Origin of the sequence: Variovorax sp. 160MFSha2.1, assembly GCF_048305075.1 — a bacterium.
In the GTDB taxonomy this organism is placed as follows: Bacteria; Pseudomonadota; Gammaproteobacteria; order Burkholderiales; family Burkholderiaceae_C; genus Variovorax; species Variovorax guangxiensis.
Window position 1 is genome coordinate 628,915 of the sequence record NZ_CP157624.1, and the last position, 17,671, is coordinate 646,585.

13 protein-coding genes are annotated in these 17,671 nt (G+C 67.5%); 7 read left to right on the forward strand and 6 right to left on the reverse strand.

The window, feature by feature from the left end; all coding sequences use genetic code 11:
* The first annotated feature begins 4 nt into the window (after nt 1-4).
* The 6 genes from leuS to ABL838_RS02785 all read left to right on the forward strand — a co-directional run bounded on the left by leuS (nt 5) and on the right by ABL838_RS02785 (nt 9,168).
* The gene (gene leuS, locus ABL838_RS02760) at nt 5-2,635 is read left to right on the forward strand and encodes a leucine--tRNA ligase (protein ID WP_418124028.1); all 2,631 of its coding nucleotides are present in this window, start codon (nt 5-7) and stop codon (nt 2,633-2,635) included.
* Nucleotides 2,636-2,670: 35 nt separating this feature from the next.
* Nucleotides 2,671-3,189, forward strand: coding sequence for an LPS assembly lipoprotein LptE (lptE, locus tag ABL838_RS02765; protein WP_418124030.1), 519 nt, complete (start codon nt 2,671-2,673; stop codon nt 3,187-3,189).
* Nucleotides 3,190-3,208: 19 nt separating this feature from the next.
* On the forward strand, nt 3,209-4,282 hold the full coding sequence (gene holA / locus ABL838_RS02770) for a DNA polymerase III subunit delta (RefSeq protein WP_418124032.1): 1,074 nt from the start codon (nt 3,209-3,211) through the stop codon (nt 4,280-4,282).
* A gap of 87 nt (nt 4,283-4,369) precedes the next feature.
* A complete protein-coding gene (locus ABL838_RS02775; RefSeq protein ID WP_418124034.1) occupies nt 4,370-5,671 on the forward strand; it encodes a glutamate-5-semialdehyde dehydrogenase in 1,302 nt (433 codons plus the stop codon).
* Nucleotides 5,672-5,790: 119 nt separating this feature from the next.
* On the forward strand, nt 5,791-7,122 hold the full coding sequence (gene gshA / locus ABL838_RS02780; protein ID WP_126022228.1) for a glutamate--cysteine ligase: 1,332 nt from the start codon (nt 5,791-5,793) through the stop codon (nt 7,120-7,122).
* Between the two features lie 177 nt (nt 7,123-7,299).
* On the forward strand, nt 7,300-9,168 hold the full coding sequence (locus ABL838_RS02785) for a potassium transporter Kup (protein WP_126022227.1): 1,869 nt from the start codon (nt 7,300-7,302) through the stop codon (nt 9,166-9,168).
* 13 nt (nt 9,169-9,181) lie between these two features.
* Here ABL838_RS02785 and ABL838_RS02790 read toward each other — a convergent pair whose 3' ends face one another.
* Both ABL838_RS02790 and ABL838_RS02795 read right to left on the reverse strand, forming a co-directional pair.
* Complete coding sequence (locus ABL838_RS02790; RefSeq protein ID WP_418124035.1) at nt 9,182-10,105, reverse strand: polysaccharide deacetylase family protein; 924 nt, start codon at nt 10,103-10,105, stop codon at nt 9,182-9,184.
* A gap of 10 nt (nt 10,106-10,115) precedes the next feature.
* Nucleotides 10,116-10,544, reverse strand: coding sequence for a nuclear transport factor 2 family protein (locus tag ABL838_RS02795; RefSeq protein ID WP_418124037.1), 429 nt, complete (start codon nt 10,542-10,544; stop codon nt 10,116-10,118).
* Between the two features lie 265 nt (nt 10,545-10,809).
* Between ABL838_RS02795 and gshB the strand changes: the two genes are divergently transcribed.
* On the forward strand, nt 10,810-11,769 hold the full coding sequence (gshB, locus tag ABL838_RS02800; RefSeq protein ID WP_418124039.1) for a glutathione synthase: 960 nt from the start codon (nt 10,810-10,812) through the stop codon (nt 11,767-11,769).
* Nucleotides 11,770-11,790: 21 nt separating this feature from the next.
* On the opposite strand, the gene ABL838_RS02805 is transcribed toward gshB, so the two are convergent.
* The 4 genes from ABL838_RS02805 to ABL838_RS02820 form a co-directional block, all read right to left on the reverse strand.
* Nucleotides 11,791-14,007 (reverse strand): TonB-dependent receptor, encoded by a 2,217-nt coding sequence (locus tag ABL838_RS02805; protein ID WP_418124040.1) that lies wholly within the window; start codon nt 14,005-14,007, stop codon nt 11,791-11,793.
* 110 nt (nt 14,008-14,117) lie between these two features.
* Nucleotides 14,118-14,885: a class II glutamine amidotransferase gene (locus tag ABL838_RS02810; RefSeq protein WP_126022222.1), complete on the reverse strand. Its 768-nt coding sequence runs from the start codon at nt 14,883-14,885 to the stop codon at nt 14,118-14,120.
* A gap of 52 nt (nt 14,886-14,937) precedes the next feature.
* On the reverse strand, nt 14,938-16,077 hold the full coding sequence (locus tag ABL838_RS02815) for an ABC transporter substrate-binding protein (protein WP_418124041.1): 1,140 nt from the start codon (nt 16,075-16,077) through the stop codon (nt 14,938-14,940).
* A 73-nt stretch (nt 16,078-16,150) separates the two neighbouring features.
* Nucleotides 16,151-17,638 (reverse strand): DHA2 family efflux MFS transporter permease subunit, encoded by a 1,488-nt coding sequence (locus tag ABL838_RS02820; protein WP_418124043.1) that lies wholly within the window; start codon nt 17,636-17,638, stop codon nt 16,151-16,153.
* Nucleotides 17,639-17,671 lie beyond the last annotated feature (33 nt).

Consider the following 17,671-nt stretch of genomic DNA (forward strand, 5'->3'; position numbering starts at 1 on the left):
CGCCATGAATCCCAGCTACAAACCCAGCGACGTCGAGTCCGCTGCCCAGGCGCAATGGAGCGCCGCCGATGCCTACCGCGTCACCGAGGACGCGAGCCGCAAGAAGTACTACGCCTGCTCGATGCTGCCGTACCCCAGCGGCAAGCTGCACATGGGCCACGTGCGCAACTACACGATCAACGACATGCTCACGCGCTACCTGCGCATGAGCGGCTACAACGTGCTGATGCCGATGGGCTGGGACGCCTTCGGCCTGCCGGCCGAGAACGCGGCGCTGAAGAACGGCGTGCCGCCGGCCAAGTGGACCTACGAGAACATCGCCTACATGAAGGGCCAGCTCCAGGCCATGGGGCTGGCCATCGACTGGAGCCGCGAGATCGCCACCTGCGACCCCAGCTACTACAAGTGGAACCAGTGGCTGTTCCTGAAGATGCTCGAGAAGGGCATCGCCTACCGCAAGACCCAGGTGGTCAACTGGGACCCGGTCGACCAGACCGTGCTGGCCAACGAGCAGGTGATCGACGGCAAGGGCTGGCGCACCGGCGCCACGGTCGAGCGCCGCGAGATCCCGGGCTACTACCTGAAGATCAGCGACTACGCCGAGGAACTGCTCGAGCACACCCAGCACAAGCTGCCGGGCTGGCCCGAGCGCGTCAAGCTGATGCAGGAGAACTGGATCGGCAAGAGCGAGGGCGTGCGCTTCGCCTTCACGCATGACATCAAGGGCGCCGACGGCAAGCTGATCCAGGACGGCCGCATGTACGTGTTCACCACGCGTGCCGACACCATCATGGGCGTGACCTTCTGCGCTGTCGCGCCCGAGCACCCGCTGGCCGCGCACGCCGCCACGCTCGACCCCAAGGTCGCGGCCTTCATCGAGGAGTGCAAGAGCGGCGGCACCACCGAGGCCGAGCTGGCCACGCAGGAGAAGAAGGGCGTGCCCACCGGCCTCACGGTGATGCACCCGATCACCGAGGAGCAGGTGCCGGTGTGGGTCGGCAACTACGTGCTGATGAGCTACGGCGATGGCGCCGTGATGGGTGTGCCCGCGCACGACGAGCGCGACTTCGCGTTCGCCAACAAGTACGGCATCGAGATCATCCAGGTGGTGCTGGTCGACGACGAGCCGCACTTCGACTATCACAAGTGGCAGGACTGGTACGCCGACAAGCAGCGCGGCGTGACCATCAACTCCGACAACTTCAGCGGCATGACCTACAAGGAGGCCGTTGCAGCCGTGGCGCATGCGCTGGGCCAGAAGGGCCTGGGCGAGATGCAGACCACCTGGCGCCTGCGCGACTGGGGCGTGAGCCGCCAGCGCTACTGGGGCACGCCGATCCCGATCATCCATTGCGAAGAGCACGGCGCGGTGCCCGTCCCGGAGAAGGACCTGCCGGTGGTACTGCCCACCGACTGCGTGCCCGACGGCTCGGGCAACCCGCTGCACAAGCACGAGGGCTTCCATGCCGGCGTGGTGTGCCCCGTGTGCGGCAAGCCCGCGCGGCGCGAGACCGACACGATGGACACCTTCGTCGACTCGTCGTGGTACTTCATGCGCTACTGCGACCCGAAGAACGACGCGGCGATGGTGGCCGAGGGCGCCGACTACTGGATGCCGATGGACCAGTACATCGGCGGCATCGAGCACGCCATTCTTCACCTGCTGTATGCGCGCTTCTGGACCAAGGTGATGCGCGACCTCGGCCTGCTGAAGGCCGACGAGCCCTTCAGCAAGCTGCTGACGCAGGGGATGGTGCTCAATCACATCTTCTACTCGCGCAACGCGAAGGGCGGCAAGGACTACTTCCCGCCCTCCGAAGTCACGCCCGTGCTCGACGCCCAGGGCCGCATCGTCGGCGGCACCGCGGCCGACGGCACGAAGGTCGAATACGGTGGCGTCGGCAAGATGGGCAAGAGCGAGCGCAACGGTGTAGACCCGCAGGACCTCATCGAGAAGTACGGCGCCGACACCGCGCGCCTGTACACCATGTTCACCGCGCCGCCCGAGGCCACGCTCGAGTGGAACGACGCGGCCGTCGAGGGCAGCTTCCGCTTCCTGCGCCGCGTGTGGAACTTCGGCGTCTCGCAGGCCGACGTGGCTCCGGTGGCCGTGGCCGGCCAGGCCTTCGGCAAGAACGCCCAGGCGCTGCGCCGTGAGGTGCACACCGTGCTGCGCCAGGTCGACTACGACTACCAGCGCATGCAATACAACACGGTGGTGTCGGGTGCGATGAAGCTGCTCAACGCGCTGGAAGGCTTCAAGTCCGAAGGAACGCCGGGCGACCTGGCCGCGCTGCGCGAGGGCTTCGGCATCCTGCTGCGCTGCCTCTATCCGGCCACGCCGCACATCGCCCAGCAGCTGTGGAGCGAGCTCGGCTACGACAAGGACCTGGGCGGCCTGCTCGACGCGCCCTGGCCCGTGGTCGACGTGGGCGCGCTGGTGCAGGACGAGATCGAGCTCATGCTGCAGGTCAACGGCAAGCTGCGCGGCAAGCTCAGCGTGCCGGCAGGCGCCTCGAAGGACGAGATCGAGAAGCTCGCGCTGGCCTGCGACGACTTCGTGGCCTTCGCCGAGGGGGCGTCCGCCAAGCGCGTGATCGTGGTTCCGGGCCGCCTGGTCAACGTGGTCATCTGAAACGCCGCACGAACGGCTCAACCATCCAAGCAAGCATGAACACTCGCAACGTCTCGCTGCCGCGCCGCGGCCTCCTCCTCGGGCTGGCGGCCGGCGCCTCGCTGGGCCTGGCCGGCTGCGGCTTCGAGCTGCGCAAGGCGCCGGTCTTCGCGTTCAAGTCGCTGTCGGTGTCGGGCAACTCGGCCATGATCAACCAGATCCGGCGCGAGCTGCGGGCTACTGGCACCGTGACAGTGATGTCGGCCGAGGATGCATCCAAGGCCGACGTCGTGCTCGAGATCCTGGGCGAGGACCGCAACCGCATCGTGATCTCGACCAATTCTGCGGGCCTCGTGCGCGAGCTGCAGCTTCAGCTGAAGGTGCGCTTCAAGCTGCGCACCCCGGGCGGCAAGGACCTGCTGCCGCCCACCGACGTCTCGCAGACGCGCGACCTGAGCTTCAACGAGACCAACGCGCTGGCCAAGGAAGGCGAGGCCGACCTGCTGTTCCGCGACATGCAGTCGGACATCGCGCAGCAGCTGATGCGGCGGCTGGCGGCGCTCAAGGAAATCTGAGCCCGGCTTTTCCGATTCCATGCAACTTGCCAGCGCCCAGCTCGGGGCCCATCTGCAGAAGGGCCTGAAGCCGCTCTACACGATCCACGGCGACGAGCCGCTGCTCGCGCAGGAGGCGGCCGACGCCATTCGCTCGGCGGCGCGCGCGCAGGGCTACACCGAGCGCAGCTCCTACACCGTGGCCGGCGCGCACTTCGACTGGAGCGCGGTGCTCGCGGCCGGGGGCTCGCTGTCGCTCTTCGCGGACAAGCAGATCGTCGAGATCCGCATTCCCTCGGGCAAGCCCGGCAAGGACGGCAGCGCAGCCCTGCAGCAACTGGCGGAGGCGGCGCCCGGCAACGACAGCACGCTCACGCTGGTGATGCTGCCGCGGCTGGACAAGGCCACGCGCACCGGCGCCTGGTTCTCGGCGCTGGAGAACAACGGCGCGAGCATCCAGGTCGACCCCATCGAGCGCAATGCGCTGCCGCAGTGGATCGCACAGCGCCTGGGCCAGCAGGGCCAGCGCGTGATGCCCGGCGACGAGGGGCAGCGCACGCTGCAGTTCTTCGCCGATCGCGTGGAAGGCAACCTGCTGGCCGCGCACCAGGAGATCCAGAAGCTCGCGCTGCTGCATCCGGCCGGCGAGCTGAGCTGGGAGCAGGTGGAAGGCGCGGTCAACAACGTGGCGCGCTACGACGTGTTCAAACTCTCCGAGGCCGTGCTGGCGGGCAATCCGCAGCGCGTGGCGCGCATGCTCGACGGCCTGCAGGCCGAGGGCGAGGCCGAAGTGCTGGTGCACTACGCGATCGCCGAGGACATACGCGCCCTCAAGCGCGTGAAGGACGCCATGGCCTCGGGGCGCCCGCTGCCGATGGCGCTGCGCGAGAACCGCATCTGGGGCCCGCGCGAGCGCGCCTTCGAGCGCGTGCTGCCGCGCCTGGACGACCGCATGCTGGCGCGCCTGCTGCGTGCCGCGCACGTGGTGGACGGCATCGTGAAGGGGCTGAAGCAGCCAGACTGGCCCGCCAGCGGCTGGCAGGCGCTGCAGCGGCTGGCGCTGATGCTGTGCCGCGCCTGCGGCAGCGCGGGCGGCACGCCGCGGCGCGCCTGAAGGCTGCCCGGCGAAGCGGGCTGGCGGCTCCAGCCGCCAAAAGGCCTGCGCCAGCCGGGCCACGGGTCGGCGTGGGAAAATAGCCCGATGAACGCGTTCAACGTAAGCGAACACATGCAGGCCCTGGGCCTGCAAGCCAAGACCGCCGCATTCCTCATGGCCCGTGCCGATGCGGCCAGCAAGAACAAGGCCCTGAAGGCGCTGGCCCGCCGCCTGCGCGAAGCCGGCCCGGCGCTCGCGGTCGCCAACCAGAAGGACCTGGAGCGCGCCACCGCCGCCGGCCTGCCTGCCCCGATGGTCGATCGCCTGAAGCTCACGCCCAAGGTCATCGAGACCGTCGCCCAGGGCTGCGAGCAGCTCGCCGGCATGGCCGACGTCATCGGCGAGATCATCGGCATGAAGCAGCAGCCCAGCGGCATCCGCGTGGGACAGATGCGCGTGCCGATCGGCGTGTTCGGCATGATCTACGAGAGCCGGCCCAACGTGACCATCGAGGCCGCGAGCCTGGCGATCAAGAGCGGCAACGCCGCCATCCTGCGCGGCGGCTCGGAGGCCATCGAGTCGAACAAGGCGCTGGCGCTGCTGGTGTCCGAGGCGCTAGCCGAGGCCGGCCTGCCGGTCGAGGCGGTGCAGCTGGTGCAGACCACCGACCGCGAGGCCGTCGGCCAGCTGATCGCCATGCCGGAATTTGTCGACGTGATCATTCCGCGCGGCGGCAAGGGCCTGATCGAGCGCATCAGCCGCGACGCCAAGGTGCCGGTCATCAAGCACCTGGACGGCAACTGCCACGTCTACGTGGATGACACGGCCGAATTCGAGATGGCGCTGCGCATCGTCGACAACGCCAAGACCCAGAAGTACAGCCCCTGCAACGCCGCCGAAGGCCTGCTGGTGTCGGCCGCGGTGGCCGAGGACTTCCTGCCCGAGATCGCCGCCATCTTCGCGGCCAAGGGCGTGGAAATGCGCTGCGACCCGGCGGCCGCCGCCATCCTGCGCGAGAGCGAGGCGCTGGGCGCGGTGAACCCGCCGGCGAAGATCGTCGACGCAGTGGAGTCCGACTGGTACGAGGAGTACCTCGCCGCGGTCATCAGCATCAGGGTGGTGGCCGGCGTGGACGAGGCCATCGCGCACATCAACCGCTACTCGAGCCACCACACCGACGCCATCGTCACGCGCGACCACGTGCATGCACAGCGCTTCCTGCGCGAGGTCGATTCGGCCAGCGTGATGGTCAATGCGAGCACACGCTTCGCGGACGGCTTCGAATTCGGCCTGGGTGCCGAAATCGGCATCAGCACCGACAAGTTCCATGCGCGCGGCCCGGTGGGCATCGAAGGACTGACCTCGCTCAAGTACGTGGTGCTGGGGCAAGGCGAAGTCCGGACCTGATGAGCCGCACGGGAGCGGTCGATCCGATGCGTTCGCGCGCGGTCTTGTCATTGGGGCGACCAGCCCCAAATCCTACAATTCCACTCCACCTTTAAGCACAAAACCAACAAGGCCGCTGCATGGTTCCGCATCTAGTCACCGCCCTGACCGGCCCGATCAACGAACTGGAGCAGCGGGTGCTCGACTCGATGCCTGCCATCGAGCGCTGGTTCCGGCTCGAGTGGATGGAGCACACGCCGCCGTTCTACAGCGCCGTCGACATCCGCAACGCGGGCTTCAAGCTGGCGCCGGTCGACACCAACCTCTTTCCGGGCGGCTGGAACAACCTCACCAAGGAAATGCTGCCGCTGGCGGTGCAGGCCGCGCAGGCGGCCATCGAGAAGATCTGTCCGGAGGCGCGCAACCTGCTCGTCATTCCGGAAAACCACTCCAAGAACACCTTTTATCTCGCCAACGTCGCGCAACTCGTGCGCATCTTCCACATGGCGGGGCTCAACGTGCGCATAGGGTCGATCGATCCGGCGATCAAGTCGCCCAAGAAGATCGAACTGCCCAATGGCGAGACCGTGACGCTGGAGCCGGTGGTGCGCACCAAGCGACGTCTGGGGCTCAAGAACTTCGATCCGTGCACAATTCTCCTTAACAACGAGCTTTCTGCGGGAACTCCAGGCATCCTCGAAGATTTGCACGAGCAGTACCTGTTGCCACCGCTGCATGCGGGCTGGTCGGTGCGCCGCAAGAGCAATCACCTGCACAGCTACGAGGAGCTGTCCAAGCGCTTCGGCAAGCTGCTGGGCATCGACCCGTGGCTCATCAACCCGATCTATGCGCGCGCCGAGGGCGTCGACGTGGCCGAGGGCCGCGGCATCGACGTGCTCACCAGCCATGTGGATGCGGTGCTGACCAAGGTGCGCCGCAAGTACAAGGAATACGGCATCAACGAGAAGCCCTTCGTGGTCGTCAAGGGCGGCCACAGCGGGAGCGGCAGCCCCGGCGTGGTGACGGTTCGCGACGCCAAGGACGTGGAGTCGCTGATCGGCAAGCCGCGCGGCGGTGCCAGCGCCAGCGTTCCGGCGGCATCCGCGAGGAACGCCGCCGGCCGCGACCTGCGCGAGCCGACGGAGCTGATCGTCCAGGAAGGCGTGCTCACCAACGAGCGCGTGCACAACGGCGTGGCCGAACCGGTGGTCTACATGATGGACCGCTACGTGGTCGGCGGCTTCTACCGGGTGCACGCCGAGCGCGCCGCCGACGAGAACCTGAAGCTGCCGGGGGCGAGCTTCGTGCCGCTGGCCTTCTCTGAAAGTGCGCACTTGCCACAGCCGGGCGCCAAGCCTGGCGCCAGCGCGCCCAACCGCTTCTACATGTACGGCGTGGTCGGCCGGCTGGCCATGGTTGCCGCCAGCTACGAGATGGAAGCGACCGATCCGGACGCCGAAATCTACGAGTGATTGGCCGGGGGCTCCCTGCCTCGGCTTGCACCGAGCGCAGGCGGCGGCAAAATAGCGGCCCCACAGCAACGGAAACAAAAGGGCGGGAGGGCGATCCGGGTGAACTAAAGTTCGCCGTTCGCGCCCGGCGTGCCTGACGCGTCGATTCCAGCAGCCTGCCCTTTTCCCATCGACTTCGTGTCAGCCCCCAAAAATCTCTCAGCCGGCCTGATCGTCGGCGCCATCGGCGTCGTCTATGGCGACATCGGCACCAGCGTGCTGTACGCCGTCAAGGAAGTGTTCGGCCACGGCCACGTGCCTTTCACCGTCGAGAACGTCTACGGCATCCTGTCGATGTTCTTCTGGACGCTCACCGTCATCGTCTCCATCAAGTACGTCGTGCTCGTGCTGCGGGCCGACAACGAAGGCGAGGGCGGCCTGGTCGCCATGCTGGCGCTGGCCTCCCGAGCGGTGGCCGACAAGCCCAGGCTGCGCCACCTGCTGCTGGTGGTAGGCATCTTCGGCACCTCGCTCTTCTATGGCGACGGGGTCATCACCCCGGCCATCTCGGTGCTCTCGGCGGTCGAGGGCCTGGAGGTGGTGTCGCCGCACTTCACGCACTACGTCATTCCGCTCACGCTGGTCGTGCTGTTCTGCCTGTTCGTGGTGCAGAAGCGCGGCACCGCCGGCATCGGCAAGTTCTTCGGGCCGGTGACGCTGACCTGGTTCATCGCGATCGCGGTGCTCGGCGTGTCGCAGATCCTGCACCACCCCGAGATCCTGAAGGCGCTGAACCCGTTCTACGCGCTGAAGTTCATGTGGGACAACCCCGGCACCAGCTTCATCCTGCTGGGCGCGACCGTGCTGTGCGTGACCGGCGCCGAGGCGCTGTACGCCGACCTCGGCCACTTCGGCAAGAGCCCGATCCGCATCGCGTGGTTCTCGGTGGTGATGCCCGCCCTCACGCTCAACTACTTCGGCCAGGGCGCGCTGCTGCTGGAGAACCCCGAGGCGGTGAAGAACCCGTTCTTCATGATGGCGCCCGAGTGGGCGCTCATTCCGCTGGTGCTGCTTGCTACCGCAGCCACGGTGATCGCGTCGCAGGCCCTCATCACCGGCGCCTTCAGCGTGACGCGCCAGGTGATCCAGCTGGGCTACCTGCCGCGCCTGAACATCGAACACACCAGCGTGCGCACGGCGGGCCAGATCTACATTCCGCTTGTCAACTGGGGCCTGTTCGTGGCCATCGTGCTGGCGGTGGTCATGTTCCGCTCGTCGAGCAGCCTGGCCGCGGCCTACGGCATCGCCGTGACCACCGATATGCTGATCACCACGGTGCTCACTTTCTTCGTGATCCGCTATGCGTGGAAGCTTCCCCTGGCGCTGTGCATCGCCTCCACCGCGGTCTTCTTCGTGGTCGACTTCCTGTTCTTCGCGTCGAACCTGCTCAAGCTCTTCGAGGGCGGCTGGTTCCCGCTCTTGATCGGCGGCTTCGTCTTCACGCTGATGATCACCTGGAAGGAAGGCCGCCGCCTGATGGGCGAGGCGCAGCACGCCGACGCCATCGACCTGAAGTCCTTCCTCGATTCCGTGTTCGTGAGCCCGCCCGCGCGTGTCGACGGCACGGCGGTGTTCCTCACGGCCGAGCCGGGCGTGGTGCCCAACGCGCTGCTGCACAACCTGAAGCACAACAAGGTGCTGCACGAGCAGAACATGTTCGTCACCGTGCGCAACCACGAGGTGCCGTGGATCCCGATGGACAAGCGCATCGAGATCGAGGCGCTGGGCCACCACTGCTGGCAGATCATCGTCCACTACGGCTTCAAGAACGACATCGACCTGCCGCGCGCCCTCGAGAACGCGCGCATGCGCGGCTGCCAGCTCGAGCAGATGACGACCAGCTACTTCCTGTCGCGCGACGTCGTCATCCCGACGCTGGGCAGCGGCATGGCGCCGTGGCGCGAGAAGCTGTTCGCGCAGATGCACCACAACGCGAGCGGTGCGGCGGCCTTCCTGGGGCTGCCGAACAACGCGGTGGTGGAGCTGGGGTCGAAGATCGAGATCTGAGTCCGAGCGCGGCTCAGTCGAATTCTCCCGGTCGCTCCTTTTCGAGCCCGGCCACGTGCGAGGCGATCGCACCGGGCGTGGCGAACCAGATCTCGCCCCGGTCGCGCGCCTGCGCCAGCCGCTCCAGCGCGCTGCGCAGGTGCCTCAGCCGGTAGGGCTGCCCCACGATGTACGGATGCAGCGCCAGCCCCATCACCAGCGGCTGCGCGCGCGACTGATCGAGCATTTCCTCGAAGTTGTCGATCACCATCGCGCTGAAATCCTTCGCGTCCATCAGGCGGCCGACGATCATCGGGATGTCGTTGAGCTCCTGCGGGTACGGCACCGACCACAGCGATCCGCCGCCGCGCGTGCGCATGCGCAGCGGCTGGTCGTCGTGGCACCAGTTGAGCGTGTAGCCGTAGCCGGTCTCGGCCAGCAGGTCGGGCGTGAGGGCGCTTTCGGAGATCCACGGCGAGAGCCAGCCCGCGGGCGCCTGCCCGCTTTCGCGCAGCATGCGCTCGCGGCAGCGCAGCAGCAGGGTGCGCTCGTGTTCCTCGTCGAGCACGCCCTGGCGTTCGGCGTTGCTGTGGCCGTGGCCGATCAGCTCGTCGCCGCGCGCCACCAAGGCCTGCACCAGCTCCGGGCAGTGGTCATACAGCGCGGTGTTGACGAGTGCGCCGGTCGGCAGCGCGAGCGAATCGAACAGTTCGAGACAACGCCAAGCACCCACGCGGTTGCCATATTCGCGCCAGCCGTGGTTGAGCACGTCGGGCTGCGGCGAGGCCGGGCCGATGCATGCGCCCAGTCCGTCGCCGAAGGCGAAATGCTCGACGTTGAAGCCGATGTACACCGCCAGCCGCGCACCGTTCGGCCACGCGTAATCGGGCCGCCGCGTGATCGGCCGGTAGTCGAAGCGGTCGTGCGTGGGGAGCCGGTCGGGCCAGCGCGTCGTCATGCCGCCGGCCTCACAGCACGGCGAGGCCGGCGCGCACCAGCAGCCATTCGGCGCTGTCGTTCCAGACGTCCATCTGCACGATCAGGCCGTGGCGCACCACGTAGCGGTCGACGTACCGGTTGCCTTCGAAGGCCGTGCCGTCGGGCCACGCACCGTAAAGCGTGCCGAGGCTGTAGACCACCGTTTCCTCGGGCGTGCCGCCGGCCACCGTTTCGGTGCGCTCGATCTTCTTCTTGACCCAGGCGTAGCGGCTGGCGTTGAAGGCCGAGGTGTCGGCTGGCGCATGCATCGGGCGGTTGCCGGTGAAGCGGATGCGGATGTCGGGCGCGGTGAAGCGCGAGGCCGACTGCGGGTCCGGGATCATCACCAGGCGAAGGAATTCGTCGACCACGGCGGCGGGATCGAGCGCAGGGCCGCCCTGCGAAATGGATGTGTCCACGAGGTTCTCCGGGAGTTGTCGGAGGTGGAGACACGCAATTCCCGTGCCGGATGGTTGACTTTATCGGGCTCAGATTGTTGACCATCCTGCGCCCTTGGGCGCCCGGCACAATCGCCCGGATGCGCGTTGCGCGACAAGGCCGGACACGGCGGGCCGAAGAGAAAAAAGCCCCCGCCGGCAAGGACATCGCCGCTTCCGGCAACATCGCGCCCCGATACCCATGCCAATGGCCGCCGCGCCCCGGCAACGCAAGAAAGAACGCCTGATGAAAAACATTCTCTTCGTCGCCGATCCCCTCGATCACTTCAAGATCTACAAGGACACGACCTTCTCGATGATGCGCGAGGCGCAGCGCCGCGGCTACCGCATCGCGGCCTGCCTGCCGCAGGACATCCAGTGGAAGTCGGGCGGCGTGGTCACGGCCACGGTGCAGCAGATCACGCTGACCGGCGACGCGAGGGACTGGTACCGCGTCGACATCTCCGAGGCCAAGGCGCTGAAGGATTTCGACGCCGTGCTCATGCGCAAGGACCCGCCCTTCGACGCCGAGTACATCTACGCCACGCACCTGCTGGAGCAGGCCGAACGCGAGGGCGCCCAGGTAATCAACAAGCCGCGCGCGCTGCGCGACCACCCCGAGAAGCTCGCGATCATGGAGTTTCCGCAGTTCACCACGCCCACGCTGGTGACGCGCAGCGCGCAAGCCGTGCGCGACTTCCACGCCGAGCACGGCGACATCATCCTCAAGCCGCTCGACGGCATGGGCGGCATGGGCATCTTTCGCGTGAAGCAGGACGCGCTGAACCTCGGCTCCATCGTCGAGACGCTCAACAAGGACGGCGCCGAAACCATCATGGTGCAGCGCTTCGTGCCCGAGATCTCGCAGGGCGACAAGCGCATCCTCATCATCGCGGGCGAGCCGGCGCCCTTCGTGCTGGCGCGCATCCCCCAGGGCACCGAGGTGCGCGGCAACCTGGCAGCGGGCGGCAAGGGCGTGGCCCAGCCGCTCACGCCGCGCAACCGCGAGATCGCCGAGACCGTGGGCCGCGCGCTGGCGCCGCGCGGGCTGCTGCTGATCGGGCTCGACGTGATCGGCGACTCGGTCACCGAGATCAACGTGACCAGCCCGACCTGCTTCCAGGAGATCACCGAGCAGACCGGCTTCGACGTGCCGGCGATGTTCATCGATGCGCTCGAAGCAGCCCTGCGCGAGCAGGGCCGCTGACCGCCAGCCTGGTGGCTCGGGTCAGAAATCGATCGTGCCGCTCACAGCGAAGGTGCGTGGCGCACCCAGCACCAGGTAGTTGCTGCCCTGCGTGCCGCCCACCGAGGCCCAGTACGACTTGTTGAAGAGGTTGTCGATGCGCGCGCGCAGCGTGAGCAAGCGGCCGTTGCCGAGGTCGACCAGGTAGCGCGCGCCCACGTCGAAGCGCGTCCACGACGGCACCGACTGCGTGTTGGCGGCGTTGGCGTACTGCTTCGAGGTGTAGAGCACGCGGGCGTTCAGCGACAGGTTGCGCACGCCGGGCACATCCCATTCGGCGCCGAGATTGGCCTGCTGCTTCGCCACGCCGATGGCGGTGAGGCCGTCGGTGGCGCCGCCTTGCGTGTTCTTCTGCTTGGCGTCGAGCAGCGTCAGGCCACCGAGCAGGCGCAGGCCCTTGGCGGGCTGGCCGAACACCGACAGCTCCAGGCCTTGGTTGCGCTGCTTGCCGTAGAGGCCGTAGGTCTGGCCCGCGTAGTAATAGGTGGGCTGGTCGGTGGTGAAGAACGCCGCGCTCGCGCCCAGCGTGCCGCCGTCGTACTTGACGCCGATCTCCTTCTGCCTGGCCTGATAGGGCGCGAAGATCTCGCCCGCATTGGTGACGGGCAGGCCGTTGACCGTACCCGGTGCCACGTTGCCCTTGACGAGGCCTTCGATGTAGTTGGCGTAGGCCGAGACGGTCGGCGTGATCTTGAACACGACGCCGGCTACCGGCGTGGTCTTGCTCTTGTCGTAGGTGCTCGACTGCTTGAGCGTGGTGTAGGCGTAGCTGGTCTGCTCGATGGTCTGGCGGCGCGCGCCGAGCGTGACGAGCAGGCGGTCGTCCATGAACGACATGGTGTCGGCAATGGCCACGCTCGACGTGTCTATCTTGTCGGTCAGGCGCGGGTCTTCCAGTGTGTTGCCGGTGAAGGAATTGGCGACGGGGTAGGGCGACGCGTAGGGCGCGTAGATGTTGTTGCGGATGGTGCCGCGCGAGATCGTGTAGGCGTTGTCGCGGTCGTTGCTGTACTTGGCCGCCGAGACCACCACGGTGTGCTTCACCGGGCCGGTCGCGAAGTTGCCGCGCACGCCGATCTCGGCCGTTCCGATGCGGTCCTCGCGGGTGTTGCTGAAGCGGGTGTTGCTGGTGTTGCCGAAGGCGTCGGCGAGCGTCGGGTTCGACAGCACGTTGTCCTCGTCGCTGCGGCGCACGCCGCCGGCGGCCCAGGCCGTGATGTTGTCGGTGATGTCGACCTCGCCGCGGAAGGTGGCGAACTTGTCCTTTTCCTTCGAATAGGTCCAGGGCTGGGCGAAGTTGGTGCGGGCGTCGGGCGCGCGCGGGATCGGCAGCGTCGACGAAGGCGTCAGGCTCGGGCGGCCGTCCTTCAGGTCGTAATCTTGATAGCCGAAGTCGGCCGACAGGCGCACGTTGCGGTTGTGCCAGTCGAGGCCGACGTTGAAGGCGCTGAGCTGCTGGCTCTCGTTCTTCACGCCGGTGCCGCCTTCGCGGCGCACCGCGTTCACGCGCACGCCCAGGCCGTCGTCGGGGCCGAAGCGGCGCGCCAGGTCGAGGTTGACGTAGCCCTGTCCGCCTGTTTGCACGCCGAAGCCGACGCGGGTGAGCGGCTCGTTGGGCGCGCGCTTGGGCAGCAGGTTGATCGCACCGCCGATGCCGCTGCCGCCGGGGGCTGCGCCGTTCAGGAAGGTGTTGGCGCCGCGGAAGACTTCCACGCGCTCGAAGAACTCGGAGGCGATGTACTGGCGCGGCAGCATGCCGTACAGGCCGTTGTAGGCCACGTCGTCGGAGTACACGGGGAAGCCGCGCACCACGTACAGCTCCTGGAAGTTGCCGAAGCCGCGAGCCTGGCGCACCGACGGATCGTTGAGCAGCACGTCGGCCACGCTCTTGGCCTGCTGGTCCTGGATCAGCTCGTTGGTGTAGTTGGTGCTGGAAAACGGCGTGCTCATCATGTCCTGGTTGCCCAGGATGCCGACCCGGCCGCCGCGCGACACCTGTCCGCCGGCGTAGGGCTTGGTCAGGCCCTCGGCCGAGGCGTCAGCGCTGGCTTCGACGGTCACGGTGGACAGCGTGCCGACGCTCGAAACCACCGGAGCCGCCGGCTGCGTTGCGGTGGTCTGGGCCAGAGCTACCGCGGCATTCAGCGCAAGCAGCGTTGCGACCACGGTCGGCCGGAGATGGAAGAAGGAAGCGGGCATGAACGGTTCAATTTGCAAATGAGAACCGTTATTGTTTACTCGTATGCGCCCACCCGTCGATACTTTCTTGCAATGTTGCGAAAAAGTGTCAGTCGAAAGACTGACTCGCCTCAGTTTCCGACGCGCTGCCCGTCCACGAACACCTGCAGCTCGCCCGGCGCGAACTGTGTCCATGTCTCGTTGGTGGTCAGCGGCGAGGTCACGACCACGGCCACGCGGTCGTTGGGCGTGGTGTGCTGTGCGAAGTCGATCTCCAGGTCTTCGTCCGACAGCTGCGCCGTCACGAAGGGATGGCGGCGCTCCACGTACCAGAGGTTGGTGGACGCATGCGCCCACAGTGCCTGACCGTTGGACAGCATGAAGTTGAAGGTGCCGTGGCTCGCCAGCTGCGGGGCCAGCTCGCGCAGCGTGAGCGTGAGCTCCTCGATGCTCGGCACGCCCGCGTGCGACTTGGCCAGCTCCTGCATGATCCAGCAGAAGGCGTGCTCGCTGTCTGTGTTGCCCACCGGGTGGAAGTTGCCGTGCAGGCGCGGGCGGAACTCCTTCAGGTCGCCGTTGTGAGCGAACACCCAGTAGCGCCCCCACAGCTCGCGCACGAACGGGTGGCAGTTCTGCAGGTTGACCTCGCCCTGCGTCGCCTTGCGGATGTGCGCGATGACGTTGCGGCTCTGGATGGGATAGCGCCGGATCAAATCTGCCACCGGCGATTCGCAGGCCGGCTGGTGGTCGACGAAGTGCCGCAGCCCGCGATCCTCGAAGAATGCGATGCCCCAGCCGTCGGCATGGTGGTCGGTGCGGCCGCCGCGCTGCGCGAACCCCGTGAAGCTGAAGGTCACGTCGGTCGGCGTGTTGCAGTTCATTCCTAGCAATTGGCACATGGCGCTATTAGACGCGAGTGCCGGCCGGCCGTGCGGCGGATCCGCTCGCCGCTCAGCGCACGAAGCGGCCCTCGGGCGTGACGCGCACCATTTCGATGAAGCGCGAGCCGGTGGTGTTGCCGGTCGAGAAATCGATGTCCATGCCGGCCAGGCGGAACTTGAGCGCGCGCAGCGTCGCATGCAGGCGTGCGCGCGTCAGGTCGCGGCCGGTGCGCTTGAGCGCCTCGATCATCACCAGCCCGTTCAGGTAGCCCTCGAAGCTGCCGTAACCCACCGGCACCTGTGCCCGCTCCGCCAGCCGGCGATAGTCGCGCGTCACGGTCTCCACTTCGCCCCAGGGATAGGGCATGACTTGCGAGATCGCGAGGCCGCCTGCCTGCAGGGCCACCACCTTGGCCGTGACTTCGCCCGGCACGATCGACATGCCGTAGAACATCGGCTTGCTGCCGGCGGCGTAGGTGGCCTTGATCACCTCGCCGGCCACGGTGCCGGCCAGGTACATCAGGATGGCCTGCGATTGGCTGTCGGCCAGCGCCTTGCCGGCGGCGACGGCGTCGGAGCCGTCGCCCTTGGCGACCACCTTGGCAGTCGGCACCAGCTTGTGCGGGACCATGGCCGCCTCGATCAGCTTGACCGCCTCGGCGCCGCCGGGGTTGTCGAGGTGGACGATCGCGATCTTGTTCACGCCGATGGTCGCCAGGTGCTCGACCAGGGCCTGCGCTTCACGGGCGTTGCTGGCGCGCACGAAGTAGGCCGAGCCCGCGACGCGTTCGCGCGCGCTGTCGCCCACCCCGTAGCCGCCCACGCTGGGCGCGCCGCTCTGCTGCAGCAGCTTCGCCGCGGCGGCCGTGGTGCCCGAGCCCACGCAGCCGAAGAAGGCGAACACGCGATGGTCGTTCAGCAGCTTGGTGTAGTTCTCCAGCGCCTTCTCGGGCTTCAGCTCGTCGTCCAGCGCCACCATCTTGATCTTGCGCCCGTTCACGCCGCCCTGTTCGTTGACGGCATCGAACGCCAGCGCGGCACCGTTGTGCACGACCTTGATCTGCGATCCGAGCGGACCGCTCAGGACAGCCGAACTGCCGAGCACGACTTCGCTGTCGCTCACCCCCGTTTCGGCGGCTTGCGCGCAGGAGAGCCGAGCGAGCCCGGCGGCGGCCACGGCCGTCGATGCGATAAAACTTCTGCGTTGCATGTAAGACCCATCCCAACTGATTTAACAAATTCTCACAATTAGAGACGATGGGTCCTTTCGTATTACTCGGTGCTTACCCTGACTGTGGCGGACGGCGCAACTGCCACGCCGCGCAAATGGCCAGCGCGCAAAGGCCGGCGAGCATCGCGAACACCTCGTCGAAGGCGGCGAGCCGCGCCGGGCTGGTCATCGGGTTGGCGAGCGAATCGCCGTGCGCCGCGAGCCGCCACTCCAGCACGATGGCGCACAGGCTCACGCCGGCCGCGCCGCCGAGCATGCGCACGAAGTTGATGGCGCTCGCGCCCTGCGGGATCAGCGGCTTGGCCAGCGGACGCATCGAGCCCAGGTTGAGCGAGGGCAGGATGAAGCCCAGCCCGATGCGCCCGATGATCGCGAAGGCCACCAGCAGCCACAGCGCGCTGTCCAGCCGCAGCACCATCATCAGCGCGAACGAGGCTGCCAGCAGCGCGAGGCCGATGGTCACCAGCACCCAGGTCGGATGCTTGTCGGCCAGCCGGCCCACGCCGGCGATGGTGAGCGCCAGCACGATGCCCGCCGGCAGCAGGATGGTGCCCACGTGGGAAGCGGAGAGATGCAGCCCCACCTGCATGTACACCGGCAGCAGGTAGGTCGAGCCGAAGAGCGCCGTGCCGTAGATGAATGCGACCACGCTGCCCATCGCGAACTGCCGGTAGCGGAAGAGCGCCAGGTTCATCAGCGGCGTGCCGCCCGAGGCCCCGAGGCGCCGCTGCCACCACACGAAGACGCCGAACGAGGCCAGCGCGCCCGCCAGCAGCAGCGCCGCCTGCAGCGGTGAATCGCCGCGCAGCGCCACCAGGCCGTTGAGCAGGCACAGCGTGCCGACCGTGCCCAGCGCCAGTCCGCGTGCGTCCAGCCCGTCGCCGCGCGCGGCCGCCACGCCGCCGGGCGCGGTCTTGGGCACGAACTTGTAGGCCAGCCACAGCGACGCGAGGCAGAACGGCACCACCATGAAGAAGATCGAGCGCCAGCCGAACAGGTCGACCAGCACGCCGCCGATGCTCGGCCCGATGGCCGGCGCCAGCACCACGCCCATGCCGAAGATGCCGCTGGCGCGCCCCTGCTCGTGCGGCTCGAAGGCGCGCAGGATGATGATGGCCGGAATGGGCTGAACCACGCCCGCGGCCAGCCCCTCGGCCACGCGCGCGAACAGCACCAGCGAGAAGTCGTTGGCCACACCGCCCACGATGCCGCCGATCAGCAGCAGGAGCATCGTGCCCACGTAGGTGCGGCGGTAGCCGTAGCGCGACAGCAGCCATGGCGTGGTGAGCATCGACACCGTCATCGCCACCATGAAGCCCGAGCTCACCCATTGCGCGCGCTCCTGTCCGAGCGAGAAGTGGTGGCTCATGCCGGGGATGGCCACGTTGACGATGGTCGAGGACATGATCGACGCCATCGTCCCCACCATCACCGACAGCAGCAGGTACCAGCGGTAGCGTTCGCCGTAGCGCTGGCGCATCGTGCCGATGGAGGGCGGGGCCGGCGTGCTCGCGGCTTCTTGGGGCGGTGGGGAGGTCATGGGGCGGCGGAATGTCTCGGGTCCGTCGTCCTA